This window comes from Tepidiphilus succinatimandens (assembly GCF_006503695.1).
GTDB classification, from domain to species: domain Bacteria; phylum Pseudomonadota; class Gammaproteobacteria; order Burkholderiales; family Rhodocyclaceae; genus Tepidiphilus; species Tepidiphilus succinatimandens.
Genome location: NZ_SBIK01000002.1, coordinates 39,037 through 65,222 on the forward strand (window position 1 = coordinate 39,037; position 26,186 = coordinate 65,222).

Below are 26,186 nucleotides of genomic sequence, written 5' to 3' on the forward strand. Positions count from 1 at the left end.
AACAATGACTTACCGAGAACTTGTTGCCTGTTCTCTCTGGTTGCTTCCAGACATCTAATCACTCCCACTCGATCGTCGCCGGCGGCTTGCCGGAAATATCATAGACCACCCGGTTGATGCCGGCCACTTCGTTGATGATGCGGTGTGATACCTGGGCGAGCAGCGCGTGCGGCAGCTCCGCCCAATGTGCCGTCATGAAGTCCTGCGTCTGCACCGCGCGCAGCGCGATCACGTACTCGTAGGTGCGGGCATCCCCCATCACGCCGACGCTGCGCACCGGCAGGAATACGGCAAAGGCCTGGCTCACCTTGTCGTACCAGTCGGCACGGCGCAGCTCGTCGATGAAAATCGCATCGGCCTGGCGCAGGATGTCGGCGTATTCGCGCTTCACCTCCCCCAGGATGCGCACCCCCAGCCCCGGTCCGGGGAAAGGATGGCGATAGACCATGTCGTGCGGCAGCCCCAGAGCGATGCCCAGCTCCCGCACCTCGTCTTTGAAGAGCTCACGCAGCGGCTCAAGGAGCTTCAGGTTCAGCGTCTCGGGCAGCCCGCCCACGTTGTGGTGGCTCTTGATGCTCGCCGCCTTCTTCGTCTTGCCGCCGGCTGATTCGATCACGTCGGGGTAAATGGTGCCCTGGGCGAGCCAGCGCGCGCGCGGCAGCTTCGCTGCCTCTTCCTGGAAGACTTCGACGAAGACGCGCCCGATGATGCGCCGCTTCTGCTCCGGATCGGCCACGCCAGCGAGCGCCGAGAGAAAACGCTCGCTCGCATCGACGTGGATCACCTTCACGCCCAAGTTGCGCGCGAAGGTGGCCATCACCTGCTCGGCCTCGTCGAGGCGCAGCAACCCGTTGTCGACGAAGACGCACGTGAGCCGATCGCCGATGGCGCGGTGGATGAGCGCCGCGGCGACCGACGAATCCACTCCGCCGGAGAGCCCCAGGATCACCTCCTCGTCGCCGACCTGCGCCCGGATGCGGGCGATGGCCTCCCCGATGAAATCCGGCATGGTCCAGTCGCGTCCGCAGCCGCAGATCTCATGCACGAAGCGCTCGAGCATCTCCTTGCCCTTGAGCGTATGCGTCACCTCGGGGTGGAACTGCACGCCGTAGAAACCGCGCGCCTCGTCGGCCATGGCGGCAATCGGGGTGGACTCGCTGCTGCCGATCACGGTGAAGCCCGGCGGCAGCTCGACCACCTTGTCGCCGTGGCTCATCCACACCTCCAGCACCGCGCGCCCTTCCTCGTCGCGGCGATCGGCGAGCGCCCCGAAGAGACGGTTGGGGGCGACGACGCGCACCTGGGCGTAGCCGAATTCGCGCTTGCCGCTCGCCGCCACCTTGCCGCCCAGCTGCTCGGCCATGGTCTGCATGCCGTAGCAGATGCCCAGCACCGGCACCCCCAGGCGGAAGACAATCTCGGGCGCGCGCCAATCGAGCGCCGCGTAGGCCGAATTCGGCCCCCCCGAGAGGATGATGCCCTTGGGCGCGAAGGCGCGGATGAAGTCCTCGCCCACGTCGAAGGGATGGATCTCGCAGTAGACCTGCGCCTCGCGCACGCGTCGGGCGATGAGCTGGGTGAGCTGCGAGCCGAAATCCAGGATCAGGATCTTGTCGTGTCGGGTCATGGGATCATTCGACGTGGTAGTTGGGAGCTTCTTTGGTGATCTGCACGTCGTGCACGTGCGATTCGCGTACGCCGGCGGCGGTGATCTCGACGAACCTCGCCTTTTCCTGCAGCTCGGCGATGGTGCGGCACCCCAGATACCCCATGGCCGAGCGCACGCCGCCCACCAGCTGGTGGATCACCGCGCTCACCGGACCCTTGTAGGGCACCCGGCCTTCGATACCCTCGGGCACCAGTTTCTCCACGTTGGCGCTCGCGTCCTGGAAATAGCGGTCGGCCGCCCCCTGCTGCATCGCCCCGAGCGAGCCCATGCCGCGATAGGCCTTGTAGGAACGCCCCTGGTAGAGCACCGTCTCGCCCGGCGCCTCTTCCGTCCCGGCGAAGAGACTGCCCAGCATCACGGTATCGGCGCCGGCCGCGAGCGCCTTGGCGATATCGCCGGAATAGCGGATGCCGCCGTCGGCGATGAGCGGCACGCCCGTGCCGGCAAGCGCCGTGGCCACGTCGTCGATGGCGGTGATCTGCGGCACGCCCACTCCGGCAACGATGCGCGTGGTGCAGATCGAACCAGGGCCGATGCCCACTTTCACCCCGTCCGCGCCGGCATCGAGCAACGCCCGCGCCGCCTCGGCGGTGGCGATGTTGCCGCCCACCACCTGCACCTGCGGATAGGTGCGCTTGACCCAGCGCACGCGATCGAGCACCCCTTGCGAATGGCCGTGCGCCGTATCGACCACCAGCACGTCCACGCCGGCGGCCACGAGCAACTCGGCGCGCTCCTCGGTCCCGGGGCCCACGCCGATCGCCGCCCCCACGCGCAAGCGACCGTGCTCGTCCTTGGTGGCAAGAGGATGTTCGCTCGATTTCTGGATGTCTTTGACCGTGATGAGCCCTTTGAGCGCGTCGTGCTCGTCGAGGATCAATACGCGTTCGAGGCGATGGCGCTGCATCAGGGCCTTCGCCTCCTCGAGCGTCGCCCCCTCGCGCACGGTGACGAGCCGCTCGCGCGGCGTCATGATGGTGGCCACCGGCACATCGAATCGCGTCTCGAAGCGCAGGTCGCGGTTGGTGACGATGCCCACCACCTTGCCGTGCTCGACCACCGGCAGGCCCGAGACGCCGAGCTGACGAGTGAGGGCCAGCACCTCGCCCACGGTCATCGTCGGCGGAATGGTCACCGGATCCTTCAAGATGCCGGATTCGAACCGCTTGACCTTGGCGACTTCCGCCGCCTGCTGCTTGGGCGTGAGGTTCTTGTGGATGATGCCGATGCCGCCTTCCTGGGCGAGTGCGATCGCCAGGCGCGCCTCCGTGACGGTATCCATGGCTGCGGACACCAGCGGCAGATTCAAACGGATGTCGCGCGTGAGCTGGCTGGAGAGGTCCGCGTCGCGCGGAAGGATGGCGGAATGAGCAGGAACGAGGAGGACGTCGTCGAAGGTGAGGGCTTTCTTCAGCAGTCGCATGGTACAGTCCTTGGACCAAAACGGAATTATACCGGCGAGACGGCTTCAGGGAGCCTTGCGCTCCTCGGGGTTTTTGTCGCGAGACGTTCGGGCGCGGCGCCAGCGCACCGCTTTCGGATCGGCGATGAGCGGCCGGGTGAGTTCCAGTCGGTCGCCGTCGGCAAGCGGCGTCTCCGGCGGCACGAGCCGACCGAAGAGGCTGCAGGCGCGCTCCCAGCCTTCCTGCAATGCCGGATGGCGTTCGATGAGCCCTGAGCGCAGCACGGCATCGCGCACCGTCGCCCCCGCGGACAAGAAGAGCGGCACGCGCTCGATCACTCCTGGCGCGGGCGCGTAGACGAGCTCGACGCGCAGTTCAGCCACCGCCCTCACCCTTCATCTGTCGCGCCCGACGCACGAAAGCGTCGACGAAAGTCGCCGCGATACGGTTGAACACCGGTCCCAGCACCTTCTCCAGCACGCGGGAGGCAAATTCATAATGAAGATCGAACTCGACACGGCACGCCCCCTCGCCCAGCGGCACGAAGCGCCACTCGCCCTCCAGGCGACGGAAAGGACCCTCCTTGAGACGGATGTGCATGCGATGGGGGAATTCCTTGTCGTTGACCGTGGTGAAATGGGTTTTGATGCCGTGAAAATCCACGTGCAGCGTCGCCTCGGTCAGGGTGTCGGTGCGCTGGTGCAAGTCGACGCCGCCGCACCAGGGCAGGAATTGCGGATAGTCTTCGCAGCGGTCGACGAGTTCGAACATCGCCGCCGCCGGCAAATCGATCAAGATGCGTTTATGGACCTCGGCCATCGTGTGCTTTCGCCGGCTGCTCACCTATAATCGGCGATTCTACCCCAGCACTTCACCGGAACGCCGCCCATGAGCATCGTCGAAAACCGCAAGGCGCGCCACGATTACTTCATCGAAGAGACCTTCGAGGCAGGTATCGAGCTGCAGGGCTGGGAAGTGAAGGCAATCCGCGCCGGCCGGGCGAACCTCAAGGAAGCCTACGTCATCGTCAAGGACGGCGAACTCTTCCTGCTCGGCATGCACGTCACGCCGCTTGCGAGCGCCTCGACCCACGTCCACCCCGATCCCACGCGCACGCGCAAACTGCTGCTGCACCGGCGTGAGATCGACCGGCTCATCGGCCAGGTGGAACGCGCCGGCTACACGCTCGTGCCGCTCGATCTGCACTTCTCCCGCGGCCGCATCAAGGCCACGATCGGGCTCGCCAAGGGCAAGAAGCAGCACGACAAGCGCGAGGCCGAGAAAGAGCGCGACTGGTTGCGCGAAAAGGCCCGCCTGATGCGCGAGAAGCGTTGATACGAAAGCCCTTGCGGGCTTGCCGTATAATCGCCGCCACACGATAACTACGATGGAGCACATCCGATGGGCTTTCTCGCCGGCAAGAAGATCCTCATCACGGGGATGATGAGCAACCGCTCGATCGCCTACGGCATCGCCAAGGCCATGCACCGCGAAGGCGCGGTGCTCGCCTTCACCTACCAGAACGAACGCTTCGAAGAGCGCATCCGCAAACTGGCGGCGGAATTCGATTCCGAGCTCGCCTTTCCGCTCGACGTCACCGACGATGCGCAGATCGAGGGGCTATTCACGGCGCTGCGCCAGCACTGGGACGGGCTCGATGGCCTGGTGCACTCCATCGCCTACGCCCCCACCGAAGCGCTCGACGGCGACTTCCTCGACGGATTCACCCGCGAAGCCTTCCGCATCTCGCAGGAAGTGAGCGCGGCAAGCTTTCCCCTGCTCGCCAAGGCCGCCCGGCCGATGATGAAAGGCCGGAATGGCTCCTTGCTCACCCTCACCTACCTCGGCGCCGTGCGCACCATGCCCAATTACAACATCATGGGTCTGGCGAAAGCGAGCCTGGAAGCGGCGGTACGCTACATGGCCGCCTGCCTCGGCCCCGAAGGCACGCGCGTCAATGCCGTCTCAGCCGGGCCTATCAAGACGGTGGCCGCCTCGGGCATTGGTAGCTTCAGCAAACTCCTACGCTTCAACGAGCACAACGCCCCGCTGCGGCGCAACGTCACGATCGAAGAGGTGGGCAACGCCGCCGCTTTCCTCTGCTCGGATCTGGCGAGCGGCATCACTGGCGAGATTCTCTACGTCGACGGGGGTTTCAATACCACCGCCCTCGGCAATCCCGAGCAGGAATGACGCGGTCCCCGTCGGCGCCGGACCGGCGGGGGCGGGAGTTCAGGGCGCCGTGGTGAGCTCCTGCAGCGCTTCGCGCCGGATCACCACGGGGTGACGCGTCTCCAGCGTCTTCAGCCAGCCGCGCCACTCCACGTTGCCCACCACCGAGCGGATGCGCTCGCCGGCAAACTGTACCATCGGGTCGTCCGCCTGCAGCTGCGGTCGGCGCACGCCCTCGATGCGCACGAACCAGCGATCCCCATTGGACGCTTCCCAGCCGAGATAGCGCGGCCAGGGAGGCGTGGCCTTGAAGATCTCGTCGACGAGCTCCGGCGGCAAGGCATTGGAAGCCCGGGTCAGACTACGCTTGGGCTGCCACGCGAGCTCGGGCACTGTCTCACCCTTTTCCAGGCGTTCCAGCCATTGCGGCGCCAGTTCCCGCAGCCGCTCACGGCCTCTTTCCCGCGCCAGGTCCTGGATCACCCGCGCCCGCGCTTCGTCGAAAGAAAGAGCCCGCGGCGGCACGTATTCAGCCACGCGCACCGCGGCGAGCTTGCCGGGGGCGAGTTCGACCGGTTCGAGATTCTGCCCTCCCTGGGCCTGCGCCTCCTTGAGCGCAGCGATGAGCTTGTCGCTCTTCACGCCGGCGATCTCGACTTCCTCCAGCGGCACGAGTTCAGTTTCGTGGATTCTTAGGCCAAAACGCTCGGCCACGGGGTCGAGCCGGTCGATCGCCTCGAACACGGCGTTGCCCAGTTCTTCGCGCACTTCCCCGTAGCGCTGCCGAGCCTGACGCACGCGCCAGGAATCGGCCAGCGCCTCGCGCACCTCCTCGAAGGGCCGCACCTGCTGGCTGGCCGGATCGCGAAAGAGCTCCGGTGCCTGCTCGTAGAGTGCACGCAGATCCGCCTCGCTCGGCGTAAGCCCACGGCCGATCTCTTCTTCATCGACGAGGAGGTACTGCAGCCGAACCTTGGCCGGTGCGACGTAACGCGCCGCGTTCGCCTCGTAGTAGGCGCGCAATGCCTCCTCCGTCAACCCGGCGGGGTCGGCTTCGTCGGCAGCGGCGCGCACCGCCACGCTCACCTCGCGCTCTTCGAGCTGCTGCGCCACCAGCTGCAGCGTCTGCTCGCGCGGCACGATGGCCCCCTGCGCGATCGGTTCCACCAGGCGCTGCACTGCCAGATCCTGGGCGAGCATCGCCTCGAACGCCTTAGGGGTGAGCCCCTGAGCCCGCAGCACCGCCTCGTAGCGCGGATAGGAGAACTGTCCGTCCTGCTGGAACACCTCGAAAGAGGCGATCGCCCGCTGCAAGGCTTCGGGCGTTACCACCACTCCCAGCCGAGCCGCCTCGACCTGTACGAGACGGCGCTCGATGAGCTCGCGCAGCACCCTCTCGACGAACGCGGGGTCGCGGACGATGCGCGCGTCGAAATTCTCACCGAACCGTTGGCGCAGCTGCGCCGTGCGCTCTTCCACCGCCTGGCGCAGCTCGGCCGTGGTCACGACCGCATCGCCTACCTTTGCCGCCTCCTGATGGCTGGGACCGCCGGAGAAATAACGCTCGATCCCGAAGAAGGCGAAGGGCAGGATCAGCAGCAGCAGAATACCCTGGGCGATGCGTCGCTTGCGACGGATGACTTCGAACATGAGGCGAATTCCCTCCACGATGGGCACGGCAACGATTCGACCGCGCAACGAACGAAGGATTATCGCATCAAAATTCCCCGAAGCGTCCGGATCGCGACCGCACCGACATCGGCCGGACGGCGGGCTGGGCTATAATTGGACTTTTCGCGTGACGCCGGATCGACTCTCGACGGGCCTCCCATGAAACCCACCGTGCGCAATTTCGTCATCGTCGGGCTCACTTCCGAAGGCAAGCGCTTTCGTCCCAGCGACTGGGCCGAGCGCCTGTGCGGCATCATGTCGCAGTTCGGCTCCGACCATAAAATGCGCTATTCGCCCTACGTCCAGCCCGGCCCCGACGAGAATGGCGCCAAAACCGTGCGGGTCGACGCCCGGCTCTACGACATCGAACCCCTCGCCTACCACTTCTTGCTCAACTTCGCCAAGGACAACGACCTCCAGCTGCGTTTCCCCGACGAAGAAACGCCACCTTCCGATGACGAAGACGGACCGGAGAACGCAAGGAAAGAAAAAGGCAGCCCCTGAGCTGCCTTTTCTTCGCCAAGGCAAGAAGGATCTTTGGCGATTCTTCAGCCGAGCGCCTTGATCCGCGCCATCAGCCGGCTCTTGTAGCGCGCGGCGGCGTTCTTGTGGATGATGCCCTTTCCGGCCATCGAATCGATCACACCCTGCGACGCCTGGAAAGCGGCAAGGGCCTGCTGTTTGTCGCCAGTAGCGAGCGCTTGACGCACCGATTTGATGGCGGTGCGCAGGCGCGAGCGCAGACTGCGATTGTGCGCGCGGCGCTTGAGCGCCTGACGGGCGCGCTTGCGAGCTTGAGCCGTGTTGGCCATGTCCTTCAACCCCGAAATACTTGGAAGAAACTATAATTCTAGCCTTTCCGCCATTTTGATGCAACCGACACGATGAACCTGCTGCGCGCGCTGGCCACCGTCAGCGGTTTCACGCTCGCTTCCCGCATCCTCGGCTTCGTGCGCGACCTGCTGATCGCCGCCGTCTTCGGCGCCGGCCCTGCCACAGACGCGTTCTTCGTCGCCTTTCGGCTACCGAACCTGCTACGGCGGCTCTTCGCCGAAGGAGCCTTCTCCCAAGCCTTCGTTCCGGTGCTGGGACACACTCGTGAGCGCGAAGGCGCGCAGGCGACGCAACGGCTGATCGACCGCGTCTTCACCCTGCTCCTGGCCGCAGTGAGCGCCGTGACGCTGGTGGGCATCGTCGGTGCCGGCGGGCTCATCGCCGTCTCGGCTCCCGGTTTCCTTGCCCGCCCCGAGACCTTCGCGCTCGCCGTGTCGATGACGCGCATCACTTTCCCCTACATCCTGTGCATGGCGCTGGTGGCTTTCTCCTCGGCCATCCTCAACACCTGGGGTCGGTTCGCCCTGCCGGCGGCCACGCCCGTGGCGCTCAACCTCTCCTTCATCACCTTCACCGTGCTCGCACTCGCCGGCGTGCCGGTCTTCGAGCCGCCGGTCACGGCGCTCGCCTGGGCCGTGCTCGTGGGTGGGCTCGCGCAGGTGCTGCTGCACGTGCCCGCCCTGCGGCGCCTGGGCACCTGGCCGCGCTGGGACTGGGCCCCGCGCGACGAAGGAGTGCGCCGCGTGCTGCGGCTCATGGCCCCGGCGGTGCTGGGCGTGTCGGTAGCCCAAGTCTCGCTCCTCATCAATACCGTGTTCGCCTCCCTGCTGCCCAGCGGCAGCGTCTCCTGGCTCTACTACGCCGACCGGCTGATGGAATTCCCTTCCGGGTTACTGGGTGCGGCGCTGGGGACCATCCTGCTGCCGAGCCTGTCGCGGGCGCACGCGCGCGCGAGCCGCGAAGACTACCAGGCTCTGCTCGACTGGGGACTGCGCCTGACGGTGCTCCTCACCCTGCCGGCGGCCGCGGGCATGGCGCTGCTGGCCGAACCGCTGGTGAGCACGCTCTTCCTCCATGGCGCCTTCGACGCACAGGATGCACTCGCCACCTGCCGCGCCCTCGTCGCCTACAGCGTGGGCCTGACGGCCTTGATCGCGGTGAAGATCCTCGCCCCCGGCTTCTACGCCCAGCAGAACGTGCGCACACCGGTGAAAATCGCCCTCGTCTCGCTGGTGGCCACCCAGGCGATGAACGGGCTCTTCGTCTTCGTGCTGCCCCTCGCGCACGCGGGCTTGGCGCTGTCGATCAGCCTCGCGGCCTGGCTCAACGCCGGACTGCTGCTGCATGGCCTGTGGCGGCGCGGCACGTACCGCCCGCTGGCGGGATGGGGAAGATTCCTGCTGCGGGTGACGGCGGCCACCCTCGCGCTCGGGATCGTGGCCTTGTGGGGAGCCCGCGGCCTCGGCGACTGGCTGCACCTGCCCGCCCTCGAGCGCAGCGGCCGGCTCGCCCTGCTCCTTGCCGCCTGCGCGCTCGCCTATTTCGGCACGCTCTACGTCTCAGGGATGCGGCTTGCCGACTTCCGCCGCCACGGCGCCTGAAAAGGCGTTACATCGCATCCGGATCGAGCCAGTTGTAGACGTAGCTCACGCTGGTACGCTCGACCACATCCCCTTTGAAATGCACGTTGAAGAGGGTGAAGAGCACGCCGCGCCATTCATTTCTGATGTTCCAGTCCCACACCTCCTCGCCGGAGAGGGAGTAGAAGTGCTCGCGGCGATGCGCTCCGAGCAGACGGTCGACTTCGGCCTTGGTCATGCCCGGCTTGATACGCGCCAGATTCTCCGGCGCGAGCGCATCGTGCTGCTCGACGATGCGACCGTCGCGATCTACCGTGTACATCCAGCAGGTCCAGCCGTAAGGTTGAGTGGCGTATTCCAGCGTGCGCGTGCCGTCGGGGTTCTCCCACACGCGCGTGGGCGAACCGCGCGCGGCGAGGAGCTGGGATTCGGTCTCGAAGACGGGCGAGTGGATGAGCGGCGTGGCGCACGCGCTCAGCGTGAGCACCACGGTGAAGAAAACGGCTTGCAGCAACCGGGCACGCATCCCTCTCTCCTGTTGCATCGCCTGCAAAGCATTATAGGCAAGGGAGGGGCGATCAGGGCGCGGACCACGGTGCGCAGCGCTTCGGCAGGCTCTCCCATGCGGGCAGATGCACGTCCGGCAATCCGCCACGGCAAGGGGTGGGCAAAGTCCCCTCGATGAGCGGAGCGAGCCAGCGCTGGAAGTCCTCATTGACGCCACAGCCTGAGGCATCGATCCACTGCGGCGGAAAGCCGCGCTCGCGGTTGGCCGGGGTATCGATCGGCACCGTCACGCAGCGGTATCGGTACGGCGCCTCGCCTTGGCGCTCCACCGCCACCATCGCCGCCGAGATCCCTGCAAGCGCCGTCTCCACGGCGAATTCGCCCAAGCGGTCGGCGACCTCGTAATCGATGGGGCTTGCCCAATGCGCCGCGGCGCGCTGCAGATAATCGGGCACGGCGACGTGGTACTTCACGCCGAATTCCTGCGCGAGCCGCTGCGCGAGCGCCAGCCCTGCCCCGCCGAGCTGGACGTAGCGCCCCGCTTCCACTCCCCGCATCGACAGCAGCCGCCCCGCTTCGTCTTTCACCCCTTCGGCGACGACGAGGGAGCAAAAACCAAGGCGGGAGAGCGTCTCCTCCACCCGAGGGAAAACCGTCTCGGTGCGAAAAGGCGTCTCCGGCAGCAGCACCAGATGCGGCCCTTCGTCGGGAGCGAGGCGTTGCACGATCGAGGTGCTGGCGGCGAGCCAGCCGACGTTGCGCCCCATGGTCTCCATGACGAAGAGCCGGGGCTTGCGCACGTAAAGGGAAGCCAGGTCGAGGCTCGCTTCGAGATAGCTCGTGGCGAGATACTTCGCCGCCGATGGATAGCCGGGAGAAAAATCGGTGCCGAGGAGATCGTTGTCGATGGTCTTGGGAATACCGACCACCGTGAGGGGGTACCCCAGGCGCTGCGCGCTCAAGTGCAACTGGCGCACCGTATCCATCGAACCGTTGCCCCCGTTGTAGAGCAGCCAGCGCACCTCATGCGCCTCGAGCACGGCGAAAAGCCGCTCGTGCAGGGCCGGCGCTTCGTCGAACGGCGGCAGATCGAAACGGCAGGAGCCGAAAGTCCCGCCCGGCGTGCGCGAGATGCGCGCAAGCACAGAAGCATCGAGCGCGCCGGGCACGACGAGATCTTCTTCGAGCACACCGAGGATGCCATGCCGTGCAGCGAGAAAGGGCACCCCCGATGCGGCGCAGGCGCGCATCACGCCCACGGCGCTCGCGTTGATCACCGCCGTCATTCCGCCCGATTGGGCGTAGAGGAGCGTGCTCATGGCGTGGGCAGCCCGAGCGCGCGCAGCCGCGGCAGTGCGAGCAACAAGGCCGAGAGCGTCTTGCCGTCGGTGATCTCACCGGCAAAGATCGCCTGCCACAGGCGCGGCAGCGGCCAGTGCAGCACCTCGAGGAATTCGCCGTGATCGAGACAACGGCGACCGGCACGCAGTCCGCGGGCGAGGAAGACGTGGATCACCTCGTCGGAATAGCCGACGCAGGGATGAAAATGCCCGATCGTTTCCCAGCACTCGGCCGTGTAGCCGGTTTCTTCCTCCAGCTCGCGGCGGGCACAATCGAGCGGCGGTTCGCCCGCGTCGAGCTTTCCTGCCGGCAGCTCGACGATGCTGCATCCCAGGGGATAGCGGAACTGGCGCTCCAGCACCACTTCGCCGGCGTCGGTGAGCGCGATCATCGCCGCGGCGCCGGGATGGCGCAGGTATTCGCGCGTCGTCTCGTGCCCATCGGGCAGGCGCACGCGGTCGCGCAGCACGCGCAGGAAGACACCTTCCCATACCGTATCCGAGGCCTGCGTTACTTCGCGCAGAGGGTCGTCGGCCACAGACACGGAAAGCGTCCTCGCTCAGAAGGAAGTGAGGATGGCGTAGGCGCAGACCGACATCAATCCCTGCGGCATGAGGCCGGCCACCGCCAGGGTCAGGGCGTTGGCGGAAAGCAGCACGCGCGTCTCGCTGGAGGCGATGAGGGCCGTGCGATCCGTCGGCTCGTCGAAGTACATCACCTTGACCACCCGTAGGTAGTAATAGGCACCGATCACCGACATGATCACCGCGAGCACGGCAAGCCAGGTGTGCCCAGCGGCAACCACCGCCTCGAGCACGGCGAACTTGGCGAAGAAGCCGAGAAAGAAGGGGATGCCGGCCATGGAGAACATGACGAAGAGCATCATCGCCGCGAACCAGGGGCTGCGGCGGTTGAGCCCTTTGAAGTCGTCGATGTGCTCGGCCTCGAAGCCGGTGCGCGCGAGCAACAGCACCATGCCGAAGCTCGCCAGGCTCATGAGGGCGTAAGAAACGGCGTAGAAGAGCGCCGAGCTGTAGGCATTGAAGGCAAGCTGGTGACTGCCGTCGGTAACGCCGGCGAGCAGGCCCAAGAGCACGAAGCCCATGTGGGAAATACCCGAGTAGGCGAGCATGCGCTTGATGTTGTTCTGGGCGATCGCGGCGAGGTTGCCGAGCACGATGGAGGCCACGGCGAGCAGCATCAGCATCGGCTGCCAGGTCTCCGCCAGCCCGAAGAATCCGCCGACGAGCAGCCGCAGAGCGAGCGCGAAGCCGGCGAGCTTGGGCGCCGAGGCGATGAGCAGCGTCACCGGCGTGGCGGCACCGTGATAGACGTCGGGCACCCACATGTGGAAAGGCACCACGCCGAACTTGAAGGCGATACCCGTCACGAGGAAGGCCACGCCGAACTTGAGCACCGTCTCGTCGCCCGCCCCCAGATAGACCGCCTGGGCCACCGTGCCCAAGTCGAGCGAGCCGGTGGCGCCATAGATCATGGACATGCCGTAGAGCAGCAGCCCCGAGGAGATCGCCCCCAGCACAAAGTACTTGATTGCCGCCTCGGAGCGCAGGCCGTTGTCGCGGTCGAAGGCGACGAGCGCATAGAGCGCGAGCGTCATCATCTCCAGGCCGAGGTAGAGCACGAGCAGGTTGTTCGCCGACACCAGAATCATCGCCCCCAGCATCGACAGCAGCATCAGCACGTAATACTCCGCTTTCTCCAGCCGCCGCTCGATGAGGTAGAGCCGTCCGTAGAGGAGCGAAGCGAACACCGACAGGTAGATGAAGAGCTTGAGCACCTGGCCGAGCCAATCCGAGACGTACATCGTGCCGAAGGTGTAGCGCACCGTCGGCTCGGTCACCGAGAAGACCGTGATGAAGGCGGCGCCGATGACGGTGATCTGCGCCAGCGCATAGCCGAGCTCCCGGCTGATGCGGCGCAGGAACGTCCCCGCCACCATGACGACGAGCGCCATCACCGCCACGAAGATCTCGGCAGCCGCCAAGGAGAAGTCCGGTCGTTCGAATTCCATGTTCTATCCCGTCCCAGCGTAGAGGGCTTGACTCAGTGCAGTTTGCCGGCGGCCACGTGCCGCAGCAGTTCATCGACGGAGGCGTGCATCACGTCCAGGAGCGGCGCCGGATACACCCCGAGCAGCAGCACGAAGAACGCGAGCACCGCCAGCATCCAGAATTCGCGCGCTCCGATGTCCGTGAGCGCCGCCACGCGCTCGTTGGCCACCGGGCCGAAGACGACGCGCTTGTACATCCACAGCGAGTAGGCTGCGCCGAGGATGAGGGTGGTGGCGGCCACGAAACCGATCCAGAAGTTGGACTTCACCGCGGCGAGCGCCACCATGAATTCCCCGACGAAGCCGCTGGTGGCCGGCAACCCCGAGTTGGCCATGGCGAAGAGCAGGAAGAAGGCGGCGAACTTGGGCATGACGTTGACCACGCCGCCATAGTCGGCGATGCGCCGCGAGTGCATCCGGTCGTAGAGCACGCCGATGCACAGGAACATCGCCCCCGAGACGAAGCCGTGCGAGATCATCTGCACGATCGCCCCTTCCACGCCGAGCCGGTTGAAGACGAAAAAGCCCAGCGTGACGAAGCCCATGTGCGCGATCGAGGAATAGGCCACGAGCTTTTTCATGTCCTCCTGCACCAGGGCGACGAAGCCGATATAGACCACCGCGATCAAGGAAAGCGTCACGATCAGCCACTGAAAGCTCATGGACGCATCCGGTGCGATCGGCAGCGAGAAGCGCAGGAAACCGTAGGCTCCCAGTTTCAGCGCGATGGCCGCCAGCACCACCGAGCCGCCGGTGGGCGCCTCGACGTGCGCATCCGGCAGCCAGGTGTGCACCGGCCACATCGGTACCTTGACGGCGAAGGCCACGAGGAAAGCGAGGAAGAGCAGCTGCTGCGTGCGCAGGTCGAGCGGCAGGCGATGCCAGTCGAGGATCTCGAAGCTGCCGTTGGAGGCGTAGAAGAGATAGAGCAGCGCCACCAGCATCAGGAGCGACCCGGCGAGCGTGTAGAGGAAGAACTTGATCGCCGCGTAGACCCGGTTCGGCCCGCCCCAGATGCCGATGATGAGATACAGCGGAATGAGCGAAGCCTCGAAAAAGACGTAGAAGAGCACGGCATCCATCGCCGAGAAGATGCCGTTGATGATGCCGGACATGATGAGGAAGGCGGCCATGTACTGCGCCACGCGCTCCTGGATCACCTCCCAGCCGGCGATGACGACGATGAGCGTGATGAAGGAATTGAGCAGCACGAAGGGCATCGAGATGCCGTCCACACCGAGGTGGTAGTGCACCGCGTAGCGCGGGATCCAGTCACGGATCTCGACGAACTGCAGCGCCGAGGTAGCCGCGTCGAACTCGAACCACAGCGGCAGCGTCACCGCAAAGCCGAGCGCCGCCGCGAAGAGGCTCGTCACCCGCGCCAGCGGCGCATTGCGGTCGTTGCCACCCACCGCGAGCACCAGCAGCCCTCCGAGGATCGGAATCCAGATCGCCAAGCTCAGTAAAGGAATTCCCGCCATGTCGCTCTTCCGTGTGCGCGTCGTCGTTGTATCGTGAAAACCGGGAATCGATCCCGCCTCAATGCCCGCGGTAGATGAACCAGAGCAGCACCACCATGCCGACGATCATCGCGAAAGCGTAATGGTAGAGCCGCCCCGTCTGCAGCGAGCGCGCCGAACCGGCGATCTCGCCCACCATCGCCGCCGAGCCATTGACCACCGCCCCGTCGATGATGGTGCGATCGCCGATCTGCCACAGGAAGCGCCCGAGCAGCCGTGCCCCGCCGGCGAAGACCACCTCGTTGAAGCGGTCAAAGTAGTACTTGTTCTCCAGCAGCACGTAGATCGGGCGGAACGTGCGGGCGAAGAATTCCGGCACCTGCGGCCGCACCAGGTAGCAGAACCAGGCGAGCACCACGCCGGCGAGCGCGAGCCAGAAAGGCGCGGCCGTAAAGCCGTGCAGCGCCATCGCCAGCGGCCCGTGGAACTCCTCGGCGAGCTTCTCCATGGCCGGATGTCTCTCGGCGAGCACGCGGATGGCGTCGCCGAACCAGCCGCCGTAGAGCATGGGCTCGATCGTGAAGTAGCCGATCACCACCGAAGGGATGGCGAGCAGCACCAGCGGCACCGTCACCACCGGGGGCGACTCGTGCGGCTTCTCTCCCGGCGCGAGTCCGTGGTGTTCGTCGTGTCCGTGCGCTTCGTGCCCATGGTGCGCCTTGCCGAAGCGCTCTTTGCCGTGGAAGACGAGGAAGTACATGCGGAAGGTGTAGAAGGCCGTGACGAAGACGCCGGCGAGCACGCAGAAATAGGCGTACCCCGCGCCGAAGACGTTCGCCTCGGCCACCGCCTCGATGATGATGTCCTTGGAATAGAACCCGGAGAAGAAGGGCGTGCCGATGAGGGCGAGCGAGCCGATGAGCGCCGTGATCCAGGTGATGGGCATGTACTTGCGCAAGCCCCCCATGTTGCGCATGTCCTGGTCGTGGTGCATGCCGATGATGACCGAACCGGCGGCGAGGAAGAGGAGCGCCTTGAAGAAAGCGTGCGTCATGAGGTGGAACACCGCCGCCGAATAGGCCGATGCCCCCAGCGCCACCGTCATGTAGCCGAGCTGCGACAGAGTCGAATAGGCCACCACGCGCTTGATGTCATTCTGCACGATCCCGAGAAAACCCATGAAGAGCGCCGTGGTGGCGCCGATGATCAGCACGAAGGAGAGCGCCGTGTCGGAGAGCTCGAAGAGCGGCGACATGCGCGCCACCATAAAGATGCCGGCCGTGACCATGGTCGCGGCGTGGATGAGCGCCGAGATCGGCGTCGGACCTTCCATCGAATCCGGCAGCCACACGTGCAGCGGAACCTGGGCCGATTTGCCCATGGCGCCGACGAAGAGCGCGATGCAGATGGCGGTCACCAGCGGCCAACCGGTGACCGTCTCGGTGAGCCCCGCCAGATGTTCGGCCTTGGCGAACACCTCGGTATAGTCGAGCGAGCCAGCGTAGGCCGCCACCAGCCCGATGCCCAGGAGGAACCCGAAGTCGCCGACGCGGTTGACGAGGAAAGCCTTGAGGTTGGCGTAGATGGCGCTGGGGCGTGTATACCAGAAACCGATCAGCAGGTACGACACCAGACCCACCGCTTCCCAGCCGAAGAAGAGCTGCAGGAAGTTGTTGGCCATCACCAGCATCAGCATCGAGAAGGTAAAGAGCGAGATATAGCTGAAAAAGCGCGTATAGCCCGGATCGTCCGCCATGTAGCCGATGGTGTAGATGTGCACCATCAGCGACACGAAGGTGACCACGAGCATCATCATCACCGTGAGGGGATCGATGAGAAAGCCCACCTGGAAGGAGAGCCCGTCGCTCGTGCCCCAGACATAGAGCGGCCCGTTGAAGGTATTGCCGGCCTTGACGTCGAAATAGATCGCCACCGAGGCGAGGAAGGCCACGAGCACCCCGAGGATGGTCACCGTGTGCGCCCCGCGGCGACCCACCCAGCGTCCGAAGAGCCCCGCGACGATGGAACCTGCCAGCGGCGCGAGCGGCACCAAGGGATAGAGCGTTTTCATTTCGTTCATCGCGCTCATCGGATCAACCCTTCAGTTGGTCGAGGTCATCGACGTGGATGGTGCGGCGGTTGCGGAACAGCACCACCAGGATCGCCAGCCCGATGGCGGACTCGGCCGCCGCCACCGTCAGGATGAAGAAGACAAAGATCTGGCCGTGGATATCGCCGAGATAGCGCGAGAAGGCAACGAAGTTCGTATTGACCGCCAGCAGCATCAGCTCGATGGCCATCAGCAGCACGATCAGGTTCTTGCGGTTGAGAAAGATCCCCACCACGCTGATCGCGAACAGGATCGCGCCGAACACCAGAAAATGGGACAAGGTCAGCATCATGTCTCCCCGCTCACTCTTTTTCCGCGGGCATGGAGATCACCCGCAGCCGATCGGCCGCCTTCACCTTCACCTGCTCGGCCGGATCGAGATAACGCGCGTCCTTGCGCTTGCGCAGCGTCAGGCTCACCGCGGCGACCATCGCCACCAGCAGCACCATGGCCGCGATTTCGAACGGATAGGCATAGACGGTATAGAGCACCCGTCCAATGTCGGCGGTGTTGCTCGCATCGGCCGGCAGGGGCACTGGCGCCGGCGCTTGGCGGAAGAAGTCGCCCGTGAGCACCAGCACCATCTCGACCACCAGCACCGCCGCCACCAGCAACCCCAGCGGCAGGTTGGACCAGAAACCCTCGCGCAGTCGGTCGATGTTGATGTCGAGCATCATCACGACGAAGAGGAAGAGCACCATCACGGCGCCCACATAGACGAGCACGAGCGCGATGGCCAGGAATTCCGCCTCGAGCAGGAGCCAGATCGCCGCCGAGGAGAAGAAGGCGAGCACCAGAAAGAGCGCGGCATGCACCGGGTTGCGCACCAGGATCACGCCCAGGGCCGCGGCCACCGCGATCGCGCCGAAGAGGTAGAACACGACGGTTTGGAATTCCATGGCCTGTCCTTTTCCCGTCTCAACGATACTTCGCGTCGGCCGCCCGGTCGGCGGCGATCTGCGCTTCGTACTTGTCGCCCACCGCCAGCAGCATCTGCTTGGTGTAATAGAGGTCGCCGCGCTGCTCGCCGTGGTACTCGAACACCCGCGTCTCGACGATGGCATCGACCGGGCAGGCCTCTTCGCAAAACCCGCAGAAGATGCACTTGGTCAGATCGATGTCGTAGCGCGTGGTGCGGCGCGACCCGTCGGCGCGCGGCTCGGCCTCGATGGTGATGGCCATGGCCGGGCAGATCGCCTCGCACAGCTTGCAGGCGATGCAGCGCTCCTCGCCGTTGGGATAGCGGCGCAGCGCGTGCAATCCCCGGAAACGGGGGCTTTGCGGCGTGCGCTCTTCGGGATATTGCACCGTAATCTTGCGGGCGAAGAAGTGCCGCCCGGTCACGGCGAGCCCCTTGAAGAGCTCTTTCAGGAACAAGGTTCCGATCAGGTTGTGCGCGCCCATCGTATGATTCTCCTCAGCGCCAGATCGACAGCGGCGACAACATCCACACCGTCACCACGAACAGCCAGATCAAGGTGACCGGCACGAAGACCTTCCAACCCAAGCGCATGATCTGGTCGTAGCGGAACCGCGGGAAGGTGGCGCGGAACCACAGGAAAAGGAAGAGGAAGACCGCCGCCTTGATGACCAGCCAGTGCAGGCCGTCGGGCAGGAATCCCACGGGGGAGAGCCAGCCGCCGAAGAAGAAGATCGAGGTGAGGAAAGAAACCAGGATCATGTTGGCGTATTCGGCGAGGAAGAAGAGCGCGAACGCCATCCCCGAATACTCCACCATGTGCCCGGCGACGATCTCGGATTCACCCTCGACCACGTCGAAGGGGGCGCGGTTCGTTTCGGCCACGCCCGAGATGAAGTACACCACCGCCAACGGCAAGAGCGGCAGCCAGTTCCAGGAAAGGAATCCCAGACCCATCTGCGCGAATCGCCCCTGCGCCTGCGAATGGACGATGTCCTGGAAGTTGAGACTGCCGGCGATGAGCAGCACGCAGATGAGCGCGAAGCCCATCGCCACCTCGTAGGAGACCATCTGCGCCGAGGCGCGCATCGCCCCGAGGAAGGGGTACTTGGAGTTGGAGGCCCAGCCGGCGATGATGATGCCGTAGACCTCGAGCGAGGTGACCGCGAGCAGGAAGAGCACGCCGGCATCCATGTTCGCGATCCACATCCCTTCGCCATAGGGAATCGCCACCCAGGCAAGCAGAGCCGGCGTGAGTGCCATGATCGGCCCGATCACGTACAGCGCCTTGTTCGCCTGCGTGGGGAAGATCACTTCCTTGAAAAGGAGCTTCAGAGCATCGGCGATCGGCTGCAACCACCCCTTGGGACCGACGCGGTTCGGTCCGATGCGCACCTGCATGTAGCCGATGACCTTGCGCTCGGCGAAAGTGAGATAGGCCACGGCCAGCATGAGGGGGATGAGGAGCACGACGATCTTCAAGAGCACCCAGACCGTCGGCCAGGCCGGGCCGAACCAAGAGGCGAGGGTTTGCCAGGTCGATTCCATCATGCACGCTCCACGCTCAGCACCGCCCACGGCCTTCCCGCCTGGGCGAACACCCCATCCAGAGCCAGCAGTACGGCGCCCGGCGGCACGCTCGCGTCCAGCGCCGCCTCGGCCACACACCCGGCACCCACGGCGATCTGATCCCCCTCGGCTACCTTCAGCGCCTGCGCCGTATCCGGATGAATCCGCGCCAGACGCAGACGCCGCGCCTCGGCCGTCTGCTGCAGCGGCGGGGAACGGCGCACGATCGGATCACGCGCGTAAGGATGTGCGAGCGGGATGCGCTCCAGCCCTTCGCCGGCAGGCCGCGTCGCGGCCAGGAAGCCGGAAGCGCCGCTGTGCGCGAGCCGCGCCTGCCAGCCTTCGGGCAGGGCCTCGGCCTTCACCTCTTCCGAGCTCTGCTGGGCGAAGCCGGCGAATCCGAGCATCGCACCGATGGCGCGCAGCACCTTCCACCCCGGCCGGGTCTCCCCTTTGGGGCGCACCACGGCGGTGAAGGACTGCGCCATGCCGGCAAGATTGACGAAGGTGCCGGATGTTTCGGTGAAAGGCGCCACCGGCAGCAGCACGTCGGCACAGGCGCGCAGCGCCTCGCCGGCGTAAGGGGTGAGCGCCACCACGGTGCGCGCGCGCTCGAAGGCGTTGCGCGCCGCCGCTTGATCGGCGAAATCTTCCGGTTCGAGGTGCAGCAGCAGGTAGGCCCGGCGCGGCTGTTCAAGCGAAGCGAGCGCCGTCTCGGCCCCGATCGCCCCCACGAGCTGCGCCCCGACGGCATTCGCTCCGGCCGGCAGCCAACCCAGCGTCGCCCCCGTGAGCTGGGCGAGCCCGGATGCGAGCGATTCGATCGCCGCCGCATCCGGATGCGCCAGAGCGAGCGCTCCGAGCCAAATCGCCCGGCGCTCTCCCGAGAGCAGCTGTTGGGCGAGCGCCCGTTCGGCCTCGTTCGGCGCCGCGGCCGCCTCAGCCACGGCAGGCAGGGTCACGCCTTTTTCCTCGGCCACAGCGCGCACGATAGATGCGAGCCGCGCCACGAATTCGCTCGGCTTGACCACGAGGCGTGGCGCGACCGGCAGGCGCCAGTCGTCGGCGACGAAATCGAGCGCAGCCACCTTGAGCCTGCGTTTGGCCGCCTGGCGCACGCGATGCGCGAGCAGCGGTAGTTCCTGGCGCAGGGTCGAGCCGATCACGAAGAGGCGATCGAGCTCGGCGATAGCGGCATAATCCATGCCGAGCCAGGCGGCGGCCCCGCGGGCGGCGTCGGCTCTGGCATCCAGCCGATCGGGACGCGCATCGACCAGACCCACGCCCAACGCCTCACCCAAACGCTTGAGCAGATGGAGCTCTTCGACGGTAGCCATGGGATGGGCGAGGAAGGCCGCCTGCTGCGCTCCCTCTTCGTCGATGACGCTCTTGAGGCGATTGACCGCCACTTCGAGCGCGGTCGCCCAATCGACTTCGACCCATTGGCCGTCACGTTTGACGAGCGGGGTCGTGAGCCGGTCGGCCGCTTCGAGCCCGGGATAGGCAAACCGGTCGCGATCGGAGAGCCAGCATTCGTTGATGGCTTCCACTTCGAGCGGCAGCACGCGCTTGACCACGTCGTGGCGCGACTGCACGATCAGGTTCGAACCGAAACCGTCGTGCGGGCTCACCGAGCGGCGACGGGTGAGTTCCCAGGTACGCGCGCGGTAGAGGAAGGGCTTGGAAGTCAGCGCACCGACCGGGCAGAGGTCGATGATGTTGCCCGAGAGTTCGGAGTCGATCGTGCGCCCGAGGAAGGGCATGATCTCGGCCCGCTCACCGCGGAACGCCTGCCCCATCTCCTGGTAGCCGCCGATCTCGTCGAGGAAGCGCACGCAGCGGGTGCAGTTGATGCAGCGCGTCATGAAGGTCTGCACCAGGGGCCCGAGATCCTTCTCGTGTACGACCCTTTTCTCTTCCTGATAACGGGAGGCGGTTTGTCCGTAACCGACGGCCAGATCCTGCAGCTGGCACTCACCGCCCTGGTCGCAGATCGGGCAGTCGAGGGGGTGGTTGATGAGGAGGAACTCCATCACCCCTTTCTGCGCCTTCACCGCCGCTGGCGAGTGCGTATATACCTTCATGCCGTTGGTGGCGGGCGTGGCGCAGGCCGGCAGCGGCTTGGGCGCCTTCTCCACCTGCACCAGGCACATGCGGCAGTTGGCGGCGATCGACAGTTTCTTGTGATAGCAGAAGTGCGGGATGTAGATGCCCAGCTTCTTCGCCGCATCCATCACGGTGCTGCCGTCGTCGACCTGGACCGGCTTCCCGTCGATTTCGAGTTCTAGCATGACGGCCCCACGTAGATTTCACTTCCCGCCCGCTGCACTTCGGGCGGCACCAGACACTGCTTGTGCTCGATGTGATGCTCGAATTCGCTGCGGAAGTGCTTGATGAAGCTCTGCACCGGCATCGAGGCCGCATCGCCCAGGGCGCAGATGGTGCGCCCCATGATGTTGCCGGTGACCGATTCGAGCAGCGCGAGATCTTCGGGCCGTCCCTGCCCGTGCTCGATGCGATGCACGACGCGGTAGAGCCAGCCGGTGCCCTCGCGGCAAGGGGTGCATTGCCCGCAGGATTCTTCGAAATAGAAGTAGGAGAGGCGCTCCAGGGCCTTGACCATGCAGGTGGTCTCGTCCATCACGATCACCGCGCCCGAACCGAGCATGGAACCGGCCTTGGCGATGGAATCGTAGTCCATCGTGCATTGCATCATGATCTCGGCCGGAAGCACCGGGGCCGAGGAGCCGCCGGGAATCACCGCCTTGAGCTTGCGCCCCCCGCGCACGCCGCCGGCCATCTCCAGCAGCTCGGCAAAGGGGGTGCCCAGAGGCACCTCGTAGTTGCCGGGACGATTGACGTGACCGGACACGGAGAAGATCTTCGTGCCGCCGTTGTTGGGCTTGCCGAGGTTGAGGAAGGCTTCGCCGCCCATCTGCAGGATGAAAGGCACGGAGGCGAAGGTCTCGGTGTTGTTGATGGTGGTGGGCTTGCCGTAGAGGCCGAAACTCGCCGGGAAAGGCGGCTTGAAGCGCGGCTGCCCCTTCTTGCCTTCGATCGACTCGAGCAGCGCCGTTTCCTCGCCGCAGATGTAGGCGCCATAGCCATGATGCGCGTAGAGGTCGAAGGAGAAATCGCTGCCGAGGATATTCTCGCCGAGGTACCCCGCGGCGCGGGCTTCCTCGAGCGCCTCTTCGAAGCGCAGATAGACTTCGAAGATTTCACCGTGGATGTAGTTGTAGCCGCGCCGGCACCCCATGGCATAACCGGCGATGATCATGCCCTCGATGACGGCGTGCGGGTTGTAGCGCAGGATGTCGCGATCCTTGAAAGTGCCCGGCTCGCCCTCGTCGGAGTTGCATACGACGTACTTCTCGCCAGGAAATTGCCGCGGCATGAAGCTCCACTTCAGGCCGGTGGGGAAGCCCGCACCGCCGCGGCCGCGCAACCCCGAAGCCTTGACTTCCTGGATCACCTGCTCCGGCGGCACGTTCTCCGCCAGGAGCCGACGCAGGGCCGAGTAGCCGCCGCGCGCTTCGTAGTCTTTTAGCCGCCAGGTGCGGTCGCCGTCGAGTCCTTTGAGGATCAGTCCTTGCGCGCTCATTTGGCCCTCAGCTGCTCGATGAGCTGGTCGATCTTTTCCTTCGTCATCCAGCTGCACATGTGGTGGTTGTTGACGAGCATCACCGGAGCGTCGCCGCAGGCCCCCATGCACTCGCCTTCCTTGAGCGTGAAGAGACCGTCGGGCGTGGTCTCGCCGAAGTCGATGCCGAGCTTCTGCTTGAGGTATTCGGCGGCATGGACTCCGCCCGAGAGGGCGCACGGCAGGTTGGTGCACACGGTGATCTTGTGCTTGCCCACCGGTTCGAGATCGTACATGTTGTAGAAGCTCGCGACCTCATAGGCGGCTACCGGCGGGATCTCGAGATAGTTGGCGACGAATTCGATCGTCTCCGGGGCGAGCCACCCCTTCTCTTCCTGCGCGATGCGCAGTGCCGCCATCACTGCCGAACGCTTCTGGCCCTCGGGATACTTGGCGATTTCGCGATCGATGCTCGCGAGCGACTCTTGACTCAGCATGGTCGTGCGTTCTCCCCGTCTCAGCGGTCGATTTCGCCGAAGACGATGTCCATGGTCCCGATGATCGCCACCACGTCGGCGACGAGATGCCCCCGCGCCATGCGGTCCATCGCCGACAGATGCGCGAAACCCGGCGCGCGCAGCTTGACGCGGTAAGGCTTGTTGGCGCCGTCGGAGACGGCATAGACACCGAATTCGCCTTTGGGATGCTCGACCGCAGCATAGACCTCACCCGGCGGCACGTGGATGCCCTCGGTCATCAGCTTGAAGTGGTGGATGAGCTCTTCCATCCCTTCCTTCATCTTGGCCCGCGGCGGCGGGGCCACCTTGTGGTTGTCGGTGATCACCGGGCCCGGGTTCTTGCGCAGCCAGTCGATGCACTGCTTGATGATGCGGTTCGATTGGCGCATCTCTTCCATGCGCACCAGGTAGCGGTCGTAGCAGTCGCCGTTGGTGCCCACGGGAACGTCGAATTCGAGCTGGTCGTAGACCTCGTAGGGCTGCTTCTTGCGCAGGTCCCAGGCCACGCCGGAGCCGCGCAGCATGGGTCCGGTGAAGCCCCAGGCGAGCGCCTGTTCGGGCGAGACGACGCCGATGCCGACGGTGCGCTGCTTCCAGATGCGGTTGTCGGTGAGCAACTCGTGGTAATCGTCGAGGTACTTGGGGAAGCGCTCGGTAAAATCTTCGAGGAAGTCGAGCAACGACCCCTCGCGGTTGCGGTTGAGCTCGCGTACCCGCTTCTCGTCCTTGACTTTGCTCACCTGGTACTTCGGCATCTGGTCGGGAAGGTCGCGATAGACGCCGCCCGGCCGGTAATAGGCCGCGTGCATGCGCGCACCGGAGACCGCCTCGTACGCATCCATGAGGTCTTCGCGCTCGCGGAAGGTGTAAAGCACCATGGTCATGGCGCCGATGTCGAGCGCGTGCGTGCCGATGTTGAGCAGGTGGTTGAGGATGCGCGTGATCTCGTCGAACATCACCCGGATGTACTGGGCGCGGATCGGCACCTCGATGCCGAGCAGCCGTTCGATGGCCATGCAGTAGGCATGCTCGTTGCACATCATCGAGACGTAGTCCAGCCGGTCCATGTAGGGGACCGACTGCACCCAGGTGCGCGTTTCGGCAAGTTTCTCGGTGCCGCGGTGCAGCAGCCCGATGTGCGGATCGGCGCGTTCGACCACCTCGCCGTCGAGCTCGAGAATGAGCCGCAGCACGCCGTGGGCCGAGGGGTGCTGTGGACCGAAGTTGATCGTGTAGTTGCGGATCTCAGCCATGGTCGACGTCCCCGTAGTGGGCTTCGCGCACGATGCGCGGCGCGTTGACGCGCGGCTCGATCGTGACGGGTTGGTAGATCACACGGCGCAAATGGGGGTCGTAGCGCATCTCGACGTGACCGCTCACCGGAAAATCCTTGCGCAGCGGATGCCCCACGAAGCCGTAATCGGTGAGAATGCGCCGCAAGTCGGGGTGCCCCTCGAAGAGGATGCCGAAGAGGTCGAACGCCTCGCGCTCGTACCAGTCGACGCTGGGCCAGACCTCGATCAGCGAAGGGAGCATGGGAAATTCGTCGTCTTCGGCGAAGGTCTTGAGGCGCAGGCGCACGTTGTGCTGCAACGACAGCAGGTGCACGGCCACGGCGAAGCGCGGGCCAGGCCACGGGCGATTGCCGTAGCCGGAATAATCGAGACCGGAGAGGTCGATGAGCTGCTCGAAAGCCAGATCGGGATGATCGCGCAGCAGCTCGGCCACCACGGGATAGTCGGCGGCGCTCACCCGCAGCGTGACCTCGCCGCGATCGACGAGCACCTCGAGCGCCTTCTCGCCGAGCACCTCCTGCAGGGTTTGCGCCAAACGTTCGATGCGACTCATGGGCAGGATCTCCGGGACTTCAGCGCGCGATGGTCGAGGTGCGCTTGATCTTGTTCTGCAGCTGGATGATGCCGTAGAGCAGCGCCTCGGCCGTAGGCGGGCAGCCAGGCACATAAACGTCTACCGGCACGATGCGGTCGCAACCGCGCACCACCGAGTAGGAGTAATGATAGTAGCCGCCGCCGTTGGCGCACGAGCCCATGGAGATCACCCAGCGCGGCTCGGGCATCTGGTCGTAGACCTTGCGCAGGGCCGGAGCCATCTTGTTGCACAGGGTGCCGGCGACGATCATCACGTCGGATTGGCGCGGGCTGGGACGAAAGACGACGCCAAAGCGGTCGAGATCGTAGCGTGCGCAGCCGGCGTGGATCATCTCCACCGCGCAGCAGGCCAGCCCGAAGGTCATGGGCCACAGCGAGCCGGTACGGGTCCAGTTGATGATCGTATCGAGCGAGGTGGTGAGAAAGCCCTCGCGCATGACCCCTTCGATGCTCATCGTTTCACTCCCAGTCGAGCGCGCCGTTCTTCCACTCGACGACGTAGCCGATCACCAGCACCGCCAGGAAAATCATGACGGTACCGAACACATAGAGCGCGTGCGTCCCCTCGGCGATCATCTCTTTGAAGACCACCGCCCAAGGGAAGAGGAAGGCGATTTCGAGATCGAACAGGATGAAGAGGATCGCGATCAGGTAGTAGCGGACGTCGAAGCGGATGCGCGCATCCTCGAAAGGCTCGAAGCCGCACTCATAGGGCGAGAGTTTTTCCGGATCGGGCCGCCGCGGGCCGAGCAACCAGCCGAGCAAAACCGGCGCCATGCTAAAGAGCAGCGCGACCACGAGAAACACGAACACCGGAAAGTAATTCTCGATCATGATCACCTCTCGGCTGCTCCGCTCGTCGGGAATACGGCCTCATGATAGCGCAAAAC

Annotated in this window: 27 protein-coding genes; 4 read left to right on the plus strand and 23 right to left on the minus strand. The window is 65.2% G+C overall.

The genetic code is table 11. The features are described from left to right. Positions 1-58 precede the first annotated feature (58 nt). From guaA to EPD82_RS02265, 4 genes are read right to left on the minus strand one after another with little or no spacing between them, the layout of a single operon-like run. Positions 59-1,627 (minus strand): glutamine-hydrolyzing GMP synthase, encoded by a 1,569-nt coding sequence (gene guaA, locus EPD82_RS02250; protein WP_141054963.1) that lies wholly within the window; start codon positions 1,625-1,627, stop codon positions 59-61. Positions 1,628-1,631: 4 nt separating this feature from the next. After that, positions 1,632-3,092 carry an IMP dehydrogenase gene (gene guaB / locus EPD82_RS02255; RefSeq protein ID WP_141054965.1) on the minus strand — a complete coding sequence of 487 codons (1,461 nt, stop codon included), beginning with the start codon at positions 3,090-3,092 and terminating at the stop codon, positions 1,632-1,634. A gap of 45 nt (positions 3,093-3,137) precedes the next feature. Then, complete coding sequence (locus EPD82_RS02260; protein WP_206202150.1) at positions 3,138-3,455, minus strand: RnfH family protein; 318 nt, start codon at positions 3,453-3,455, stop codon at positions 3,138-3,140. Continuing rightward, positions 3,448-3,891 carry a type II toxin-antitoxin system RatA family toxin gene (locus EPD82_RS02265; protein WP_141054967.1) on the minus strand — a complete coding sequence of 148 codons (444 nt, stop codon included), beginning with the start codon at positions 3,889-3,891 and terminating at the stop codon, positions 3,448-3,450. The genes EPD82_RS02260 and EPD82_RS02265 overlap by 8 nt, the downstream gene beginning before the upstream one ends. Positions 3,892-3,960: 69 nt before the next feature. On the opposite strand from EPD82_RS02265, the gene smpB reads away from it, so the two are divergent. Continuing rightward, entirely contained in the window at positions 3,961-4,407 is a 447-nt protein-coding gene (gene smpB / locus EPD82_RS02270) for an SsrA-binding protein SmpB (RefSeq protein WP_028874893.1), read from the plus strand. A gap of 66 nt (positions 4,408-4,473) precedes the next feature. Further along, positions 4,474-5,265, plus strand: coding sequence for an enoyl-ACP reductase FabI (locus tag EPD82_RS02275; RefSeq protein WP_141054970.1), 792 nt, complete (start codon positions 4,474-4,476; stop codon positions 5,263-5,265). 39 nt (positions 5,266-5,304) lie between these two features. On the opposite strand, the gene EPD82_RS02280 is transcribed toward EPD82_RS02275, so the two are convergent. Continuing rightward, positions 5,305-6,894 (minus strand): peptidylprolyl isomerase, encoded by a 1,590-nt coding sequence (locus EPD82_RS02280; RefSeq protein ID WP_170210770.1) that lies wholly within the window; start codon positions 6,892-6,894, stop codon positions 5,305-5,307. Between the two features lie 180 nt (positions 6,895-7,074). Between EPD82_RS02280 and EPD82_RS02285 the strand changes: the two genes are divergently transcribed. Continuing rightward, a complete protein-coding gene (locus EPD82_RS02285; protein ID WP_141054976.1) occupies positions 7,075-7,419 on the plus strand; it encodes a DUF3579 domain-containing protein in 345 nt (114 codons plus the stop codon). A 44-nt stretch (positions 7,420-7,463) separates the two neighbouring features. Here the strand turns inward: EPD82_RS02285 and rpsT are convergent, their stop codons facing one another. Continuing rightward, positions 7,464-7,727, minus strand: a complete 264-nt coding sequence (gene rpsT / locus EPD82_RS02290) for a 30S ribosomal protein S20 (RefSeq protein ID WP_055423533.1) — start codon at positions 7,725-7,727, stop codon at positions 7,464-7,466. Positions 7,728-7,799: 72 nt separating this feature from the next. Between rpsT and murJ the strand changes: the two genes are divergently transcribed. Further along, complete coding sequence (gene murJ, locus EPD82_RS02295) at positions 7,800-9,350, plus strand: murein biosynthesis integral membrane protein MurJ (RefSeq protein ID WP_141054979.1); 1,551 nt, start codon at positions 7,800-7,802, stop codon at positions 9,348-9,350. Positions 9,351-9,357: 7 nt separating this feature from the next. On the opposite strand, the gene EPD82_RS02300 is transcribed toward murJ, so the two are convergent. Genes EPD82_RS02300 through EPD82_RS02380 form a run of 17 tightly spaced genes read right to left on the minus strand, consistent with a single transcriptional unit; the run spans position 9,358 to position 26,130 of the window. After that, on the minus strand, positions 9,358-9,855 hold the full coding sequence (locus tag EPD82_RS02300; protein WP_055423531.1) for a hypothetical protein: 498 nt from the start codon (positions 9,853-9,855) through the stop codon (positions 9,358-9,360). A gap of 52 nt (positions 9,856-9,907) precedes the next feature. After that, positions 9,908-11,155, minus strand: a complete 1,248-nt coding sequence (locus EPD82_RS02305) for a 6-phosphofructokinase (protein WP_141054983.1) — start codon at positions 11,153-11,155, stop codon at positions 9,908-9,910. Next, on the minus strand, positions 11,152-11,721 hold the full coding sequence (locus EPD82_RS02310) for an NUDIX domain-containing protein (RefSeq protein WP_206202151.1): 570 nt from the start codon (positions 11,719-11,721) through the stop codon (positions 11,152-11,154). Before EPD82_RS02310 ends, EPD82_RS02305 begins: the two co-directional genes overlap by 4 nt. Positions 11,722-11,736: 15 nt before the next feature. Continuing rightward, complete coding sequence (gene nuoN, locus EPD82_RS02315) at positions 11,737-13,209, minus strand: NADH-quinone oxidoreductase subunit NuoN (protein WP_141054986.1); 1,473 nt, start codon at positions 13,207-13,209, stop codon at positions 11,737-11,739. 32 nt (positions 13,210-13,241) lie between these two features. Beyond that, positions 13,242-14,729 carry an NADH-quinone oxidoreductase subunit M gene (locus EPD82_RS02320; protein ID WP_055423527.1) on the minus strand — a complete coding sequence of 496 codons (1,488 nt, stop codon included), beginning with the start codon at positions 14,727-14,729 and terminating at the stop codon, positions 13,242-13,244. A gap of 58 nt (positions 14,730-14,787) precedes the next feature. After that, a complete protein-coding gene (nuoL, locus tag EPD82_RS02325; RefSeq protein WP_055423526.1) occupies positions 14,788-16,788 on the minus strand; it encodes an NADH-quinone oxidoreductase subunit L in 2,001 nt (666 codons plus the stop codon). Positions 16,789-16,801: 13 nt separating this feature from the next. After that, entirely contained in the window at positions 16,802-17,107 is a 306-nt protein-coding gene (nuoK, locus tag EPD82_RS02330; protein WP_055423550.1) for an NADH-quinone oxidoreductase subunit NuoK, read from the minus strand. 13 nt (positions 17,108-17,120) lie between these two features. Further along, complete coding sequence (locus EPD82_RS02335; RefSeq protein ID WP_055423525.1) at positions 17,121-17,717, minus strand: NADH-quinone oxidoreductase subunit J; 597 nt, start codon at positions 17,715-17,717, stop codon at positions 17,121-17,123. 19 nt (positions 17,718-17,736) lie between these two features. Beyond that, positions 17,737-18,222, minus strand: coding sequence for an NADH-quinone oxidoreductase subunit NuoI (gene nuoI, locus EPD82_RS02340; RefSeq protein ID WP_028874905.1), 486 nt, complete (start codon positions 18,220-18,222; stop codon positions 17,737-17,739). 13 nt (positions 18,223-18,235) lie between these two features. Then, positions 18,236-19,288, minus strand: coding sequence for an NADH-quinone oxidoreductase subunit NuoH (nuoH, locus tag EPD82_RS02345; RefSeq protein ID WP_198289026.1), 1,053 nt, complete (start codon positions 19,286-19,288; stop codon positions 18,236-18,238). Then, positions 19,285-21,597 (minus strand): NADH-quinone oxidoreductase subunit NuoG, encoded by a 2,313-nt coding sequence (gene nuoG, locus EPD82_RS02350; protein ID WP_141054989.1) that lies wholly within the window; start codon positions 21,595-21,597, stop codon positions 19,285-19,287. Before nuoG ends, nuoH begins: the two co-directional genes overlap by 4 nt. Continuing rightward, on the minus strand, positions 21,591-22,910 hold the full coding sequence (gene nuoF, locus EPD82_RS02355; RefSeq protein ID WP_206202152.1) for an NADH-quinone oxidoreductase subunit NuoF: 1,320 nt from the start codon (positions 22,908-22,910) through the stop codon (positions 21,591-21,593). The genes nuoG and nuoF overlap by 7 nt, the downstream gene beginning before the upstream one ends. Continuing rightward, positions 22,907-23,386 (minus strand): NADH-quinone oxidoreductase subunit NuoE, encoded by a 480-nt coding sequence (gene nuoE / locus EPD82_RS02360; RefSeq protein WP_055423522.1) that lies wholly within the window; start codon positions 23,384-23,386, stop codon positions 22,907-22,909. Before nuoE ends, nuoF begins: the two co-directional genes overlap by 4 nt. A 20-nt stretch (positions 23,387-23,406) precedes the next feature. Next, positions 23,407-24,660 (minus strand): NADH-quinone oxidoreductase subunit D, encoded by a 1,254-nt coding sequence (locus tag EPD82_RS02365; RefSeq protein WP_055423521.1) that lies wholly within the window; start codon positions 24,658-24,660, stop codon positions 23,407-23,409. After that, a complete protein-coding gene (locus EPD82_RS02370; RefSeq protein ID WP_055423520.1) occupies positions 24,653-25,255 on the minus strand; it encodes an NADH-quinone oxidoreductase subunit C in 603 nt (200 codons plus the stop codon). The genes EPD82_RS02365 and EPD82_RS02370 overlap by 8 nt, the downstream gene beginning before the upstream one ends. Before the next feature lie 19 nt (positions 25,256-25,274). Beyond that, a complete protein-coding gene (locus EPD82_RS02375) occupies positions 25,275-25,751 on the minus strand; it encodes a NuoB/complex I 20 kDa subunit family protein (RefSeq protein WP_055423519.1) in 477 nt (158 codons plus the stop codon). 4 nt (positions 25,752-25,755) lie between these two features. After that, a complete protein-coding gene (locus EPD82_RS02380; protein ID WP_141054992.1) occupies positions 25,756-26,130 on the minus strand; it encodes an NADH-quinone oxidoreductase subunit A in 375 nt (124 codons plus the stop codon). Positions 26,131-26,186 lie beyond the last annotated feature (56 nt).

Coding starts and splice junctions, on each gene's coding strand:
- guaA (WP_141054963.1), bottom strand. CDS start 1,627: ATGACCCGACACGACAAGATCCTGATCCTGGATTTCGGCTCGCAGCTC.
- guaB (WP_141054965.1), bottom strand. CDS start 3,092: ATGCGACTGCTGAAGAAAGCCCTCACCTTCGACGACGTCCTCCTCGTT.
- EPD82_RS02265 (WP_141054967.1), bottom strand. CDS start 3,891: ATGGCCGAGGTCCATAAACGCATCTTGATCGATTTGCCGGCGGCGGCG.
- smpB (WP_028874893.1), top strand. CDS start 3,961: ATGAGCATCGTCGAAAACCGCAAGGCGCGCCACGATTACTTCATCGAA.
- EPD82_RS02275 (WP_141054970.1), top strand. CDS start 4,474: ATGGGCTTTCTCGCCGGCAAGAAGATCCTCATCACGGGGATGATGAGC.
- EPD82_RS02280 (WP_170210770.1), bottom strand. CDS start 6,894: ATGTTCGAAGTCATCCGTCGCAAGCGACGCATCGCCCAGGGTATTCTG.
- EPD82_RS02285 (WP_141054976.1), top strand. CDS start 7,075: ATGAAACCCACCGTGCGCAATTTCGTCATCGTCGGGCTCACTTCCGAA.
- rpsT (WP_055423533.1), bottom strand. CDS start 7,727: ATGGCCAACACGGCTCAAGCTCGCAAGCGCGCCCGTCAGGCGCTCAAG.
- murJ (WP_141054979.1), top strand. CDS start 7,800: ATGAACCTGCTGCGCGCGCTGGCCACCGTCAGCGGTTTCACGCTCGCT.
- EPD82_RS02300 (WP_055423531.1), bottom strand. CDS start 9,855: ATGCGTGCCCGGTTGCTGCAAGCCGTTTTCTTCACCGTGGTGCTCACG.
- EPD82_RS02305 (WP_141054983.1), bottom strand. CDS start 11,155: ATGAGCACGCTCCTCTACGCCCAATCGGGCGGAATGACGGCGGTGATC.
- nuoN (WP_141054986.1), bottom strand. CDS start 13,209: ATGGAATTCGAACGACCGGACTTCTCCTTGGCGGCTGCCGAGATCTTC.
- EPD82_RS02320 (WP_055423527.1), bottom strand. CDS start 14,729: ATGGCGGGAATTCCTTTACTGAGCTTGGCGATCTGGATTCCGATCCTC.
- nuoL (WP_055423526.1), bottom strand. CDS start 16,788: ATGAACGAAATGAAAACGCTCTATCCCTTGGTGCCGCTCGCGCCGCTG.
- nuoK (WP_055423550.1), bottom strand. CDS start 17,107: ATGCTGACCTTGTCCCATTTTCTGGTGTTCGGCGCGATCCTGTTCGCG.
- EPD82_RS02335 (WP_055423525.1), bottom strand. CDS start 17,717: ATGGAATTCCAAACCGTCGTGTTCTACCTCTTCGGCGCGATCGCGGTG.
- nuoI (WP_028874905.1), bottom strand. CDS start 18,222: ATGGGCGCGCACAACCTGATCGGAACCTTGTTCCTGAAAGAGCTCTTC.
- nuoH (WP_198289026.1), bottom strand. CDS start 19,288: ATGATGGAATCGACCTGGCAAACCCTCGCCTCTTGGTTCGGCCCGGCC.
- nuoG (WP_141054989.1), bottom strand. CDS start 21,597: ATGCTAGAACTCGAAATCGACGGGAAGCCGGTCCAGGTCGACGACGGC.
- nuoF (WP_206202152.1), bottom strand. CDS start 22,910: ATGAGCGCGCAAGGACTGATCCTCAAAGGACTCGACGGCGACCGCACC.
- nuoE (WP_055423522.1), bottom strand. CDS start 23,386: ATGCTGAGTCAAGAGTCGCTCGCGAGCATCGATCGCGAAATCGCCAAG.
- EPD82_RS02365 (WP_055423521.1), bottom strand. CDS start 24,660: ATGGCTGAGATCCGCAACTACACGATCAACTTCGGTCCACAGCACCCC.
- EPD82_RS02370 (WP_055423520.1), bottom strand. CDS start 25,255: ATGAGTCGCATCGAACGTTTGGCGCAAACCCTGCAGGAGGTGCTCGGC.
- EPD82_RS02375 (WP_055423519.1), bottom strand. CDS start 25,751: ATGAGCATCGAAGGGGTCATGCGCGAGGGCTTTCTCACCACCTCGCTC.
- EPD82_RS02380 (WP_141054992.1), bottom strand. CDS start 26,130: ATGATCGAGAATTACTTTCCGGTGTTCGTGTTTCTCGTGGTCGCGCTG.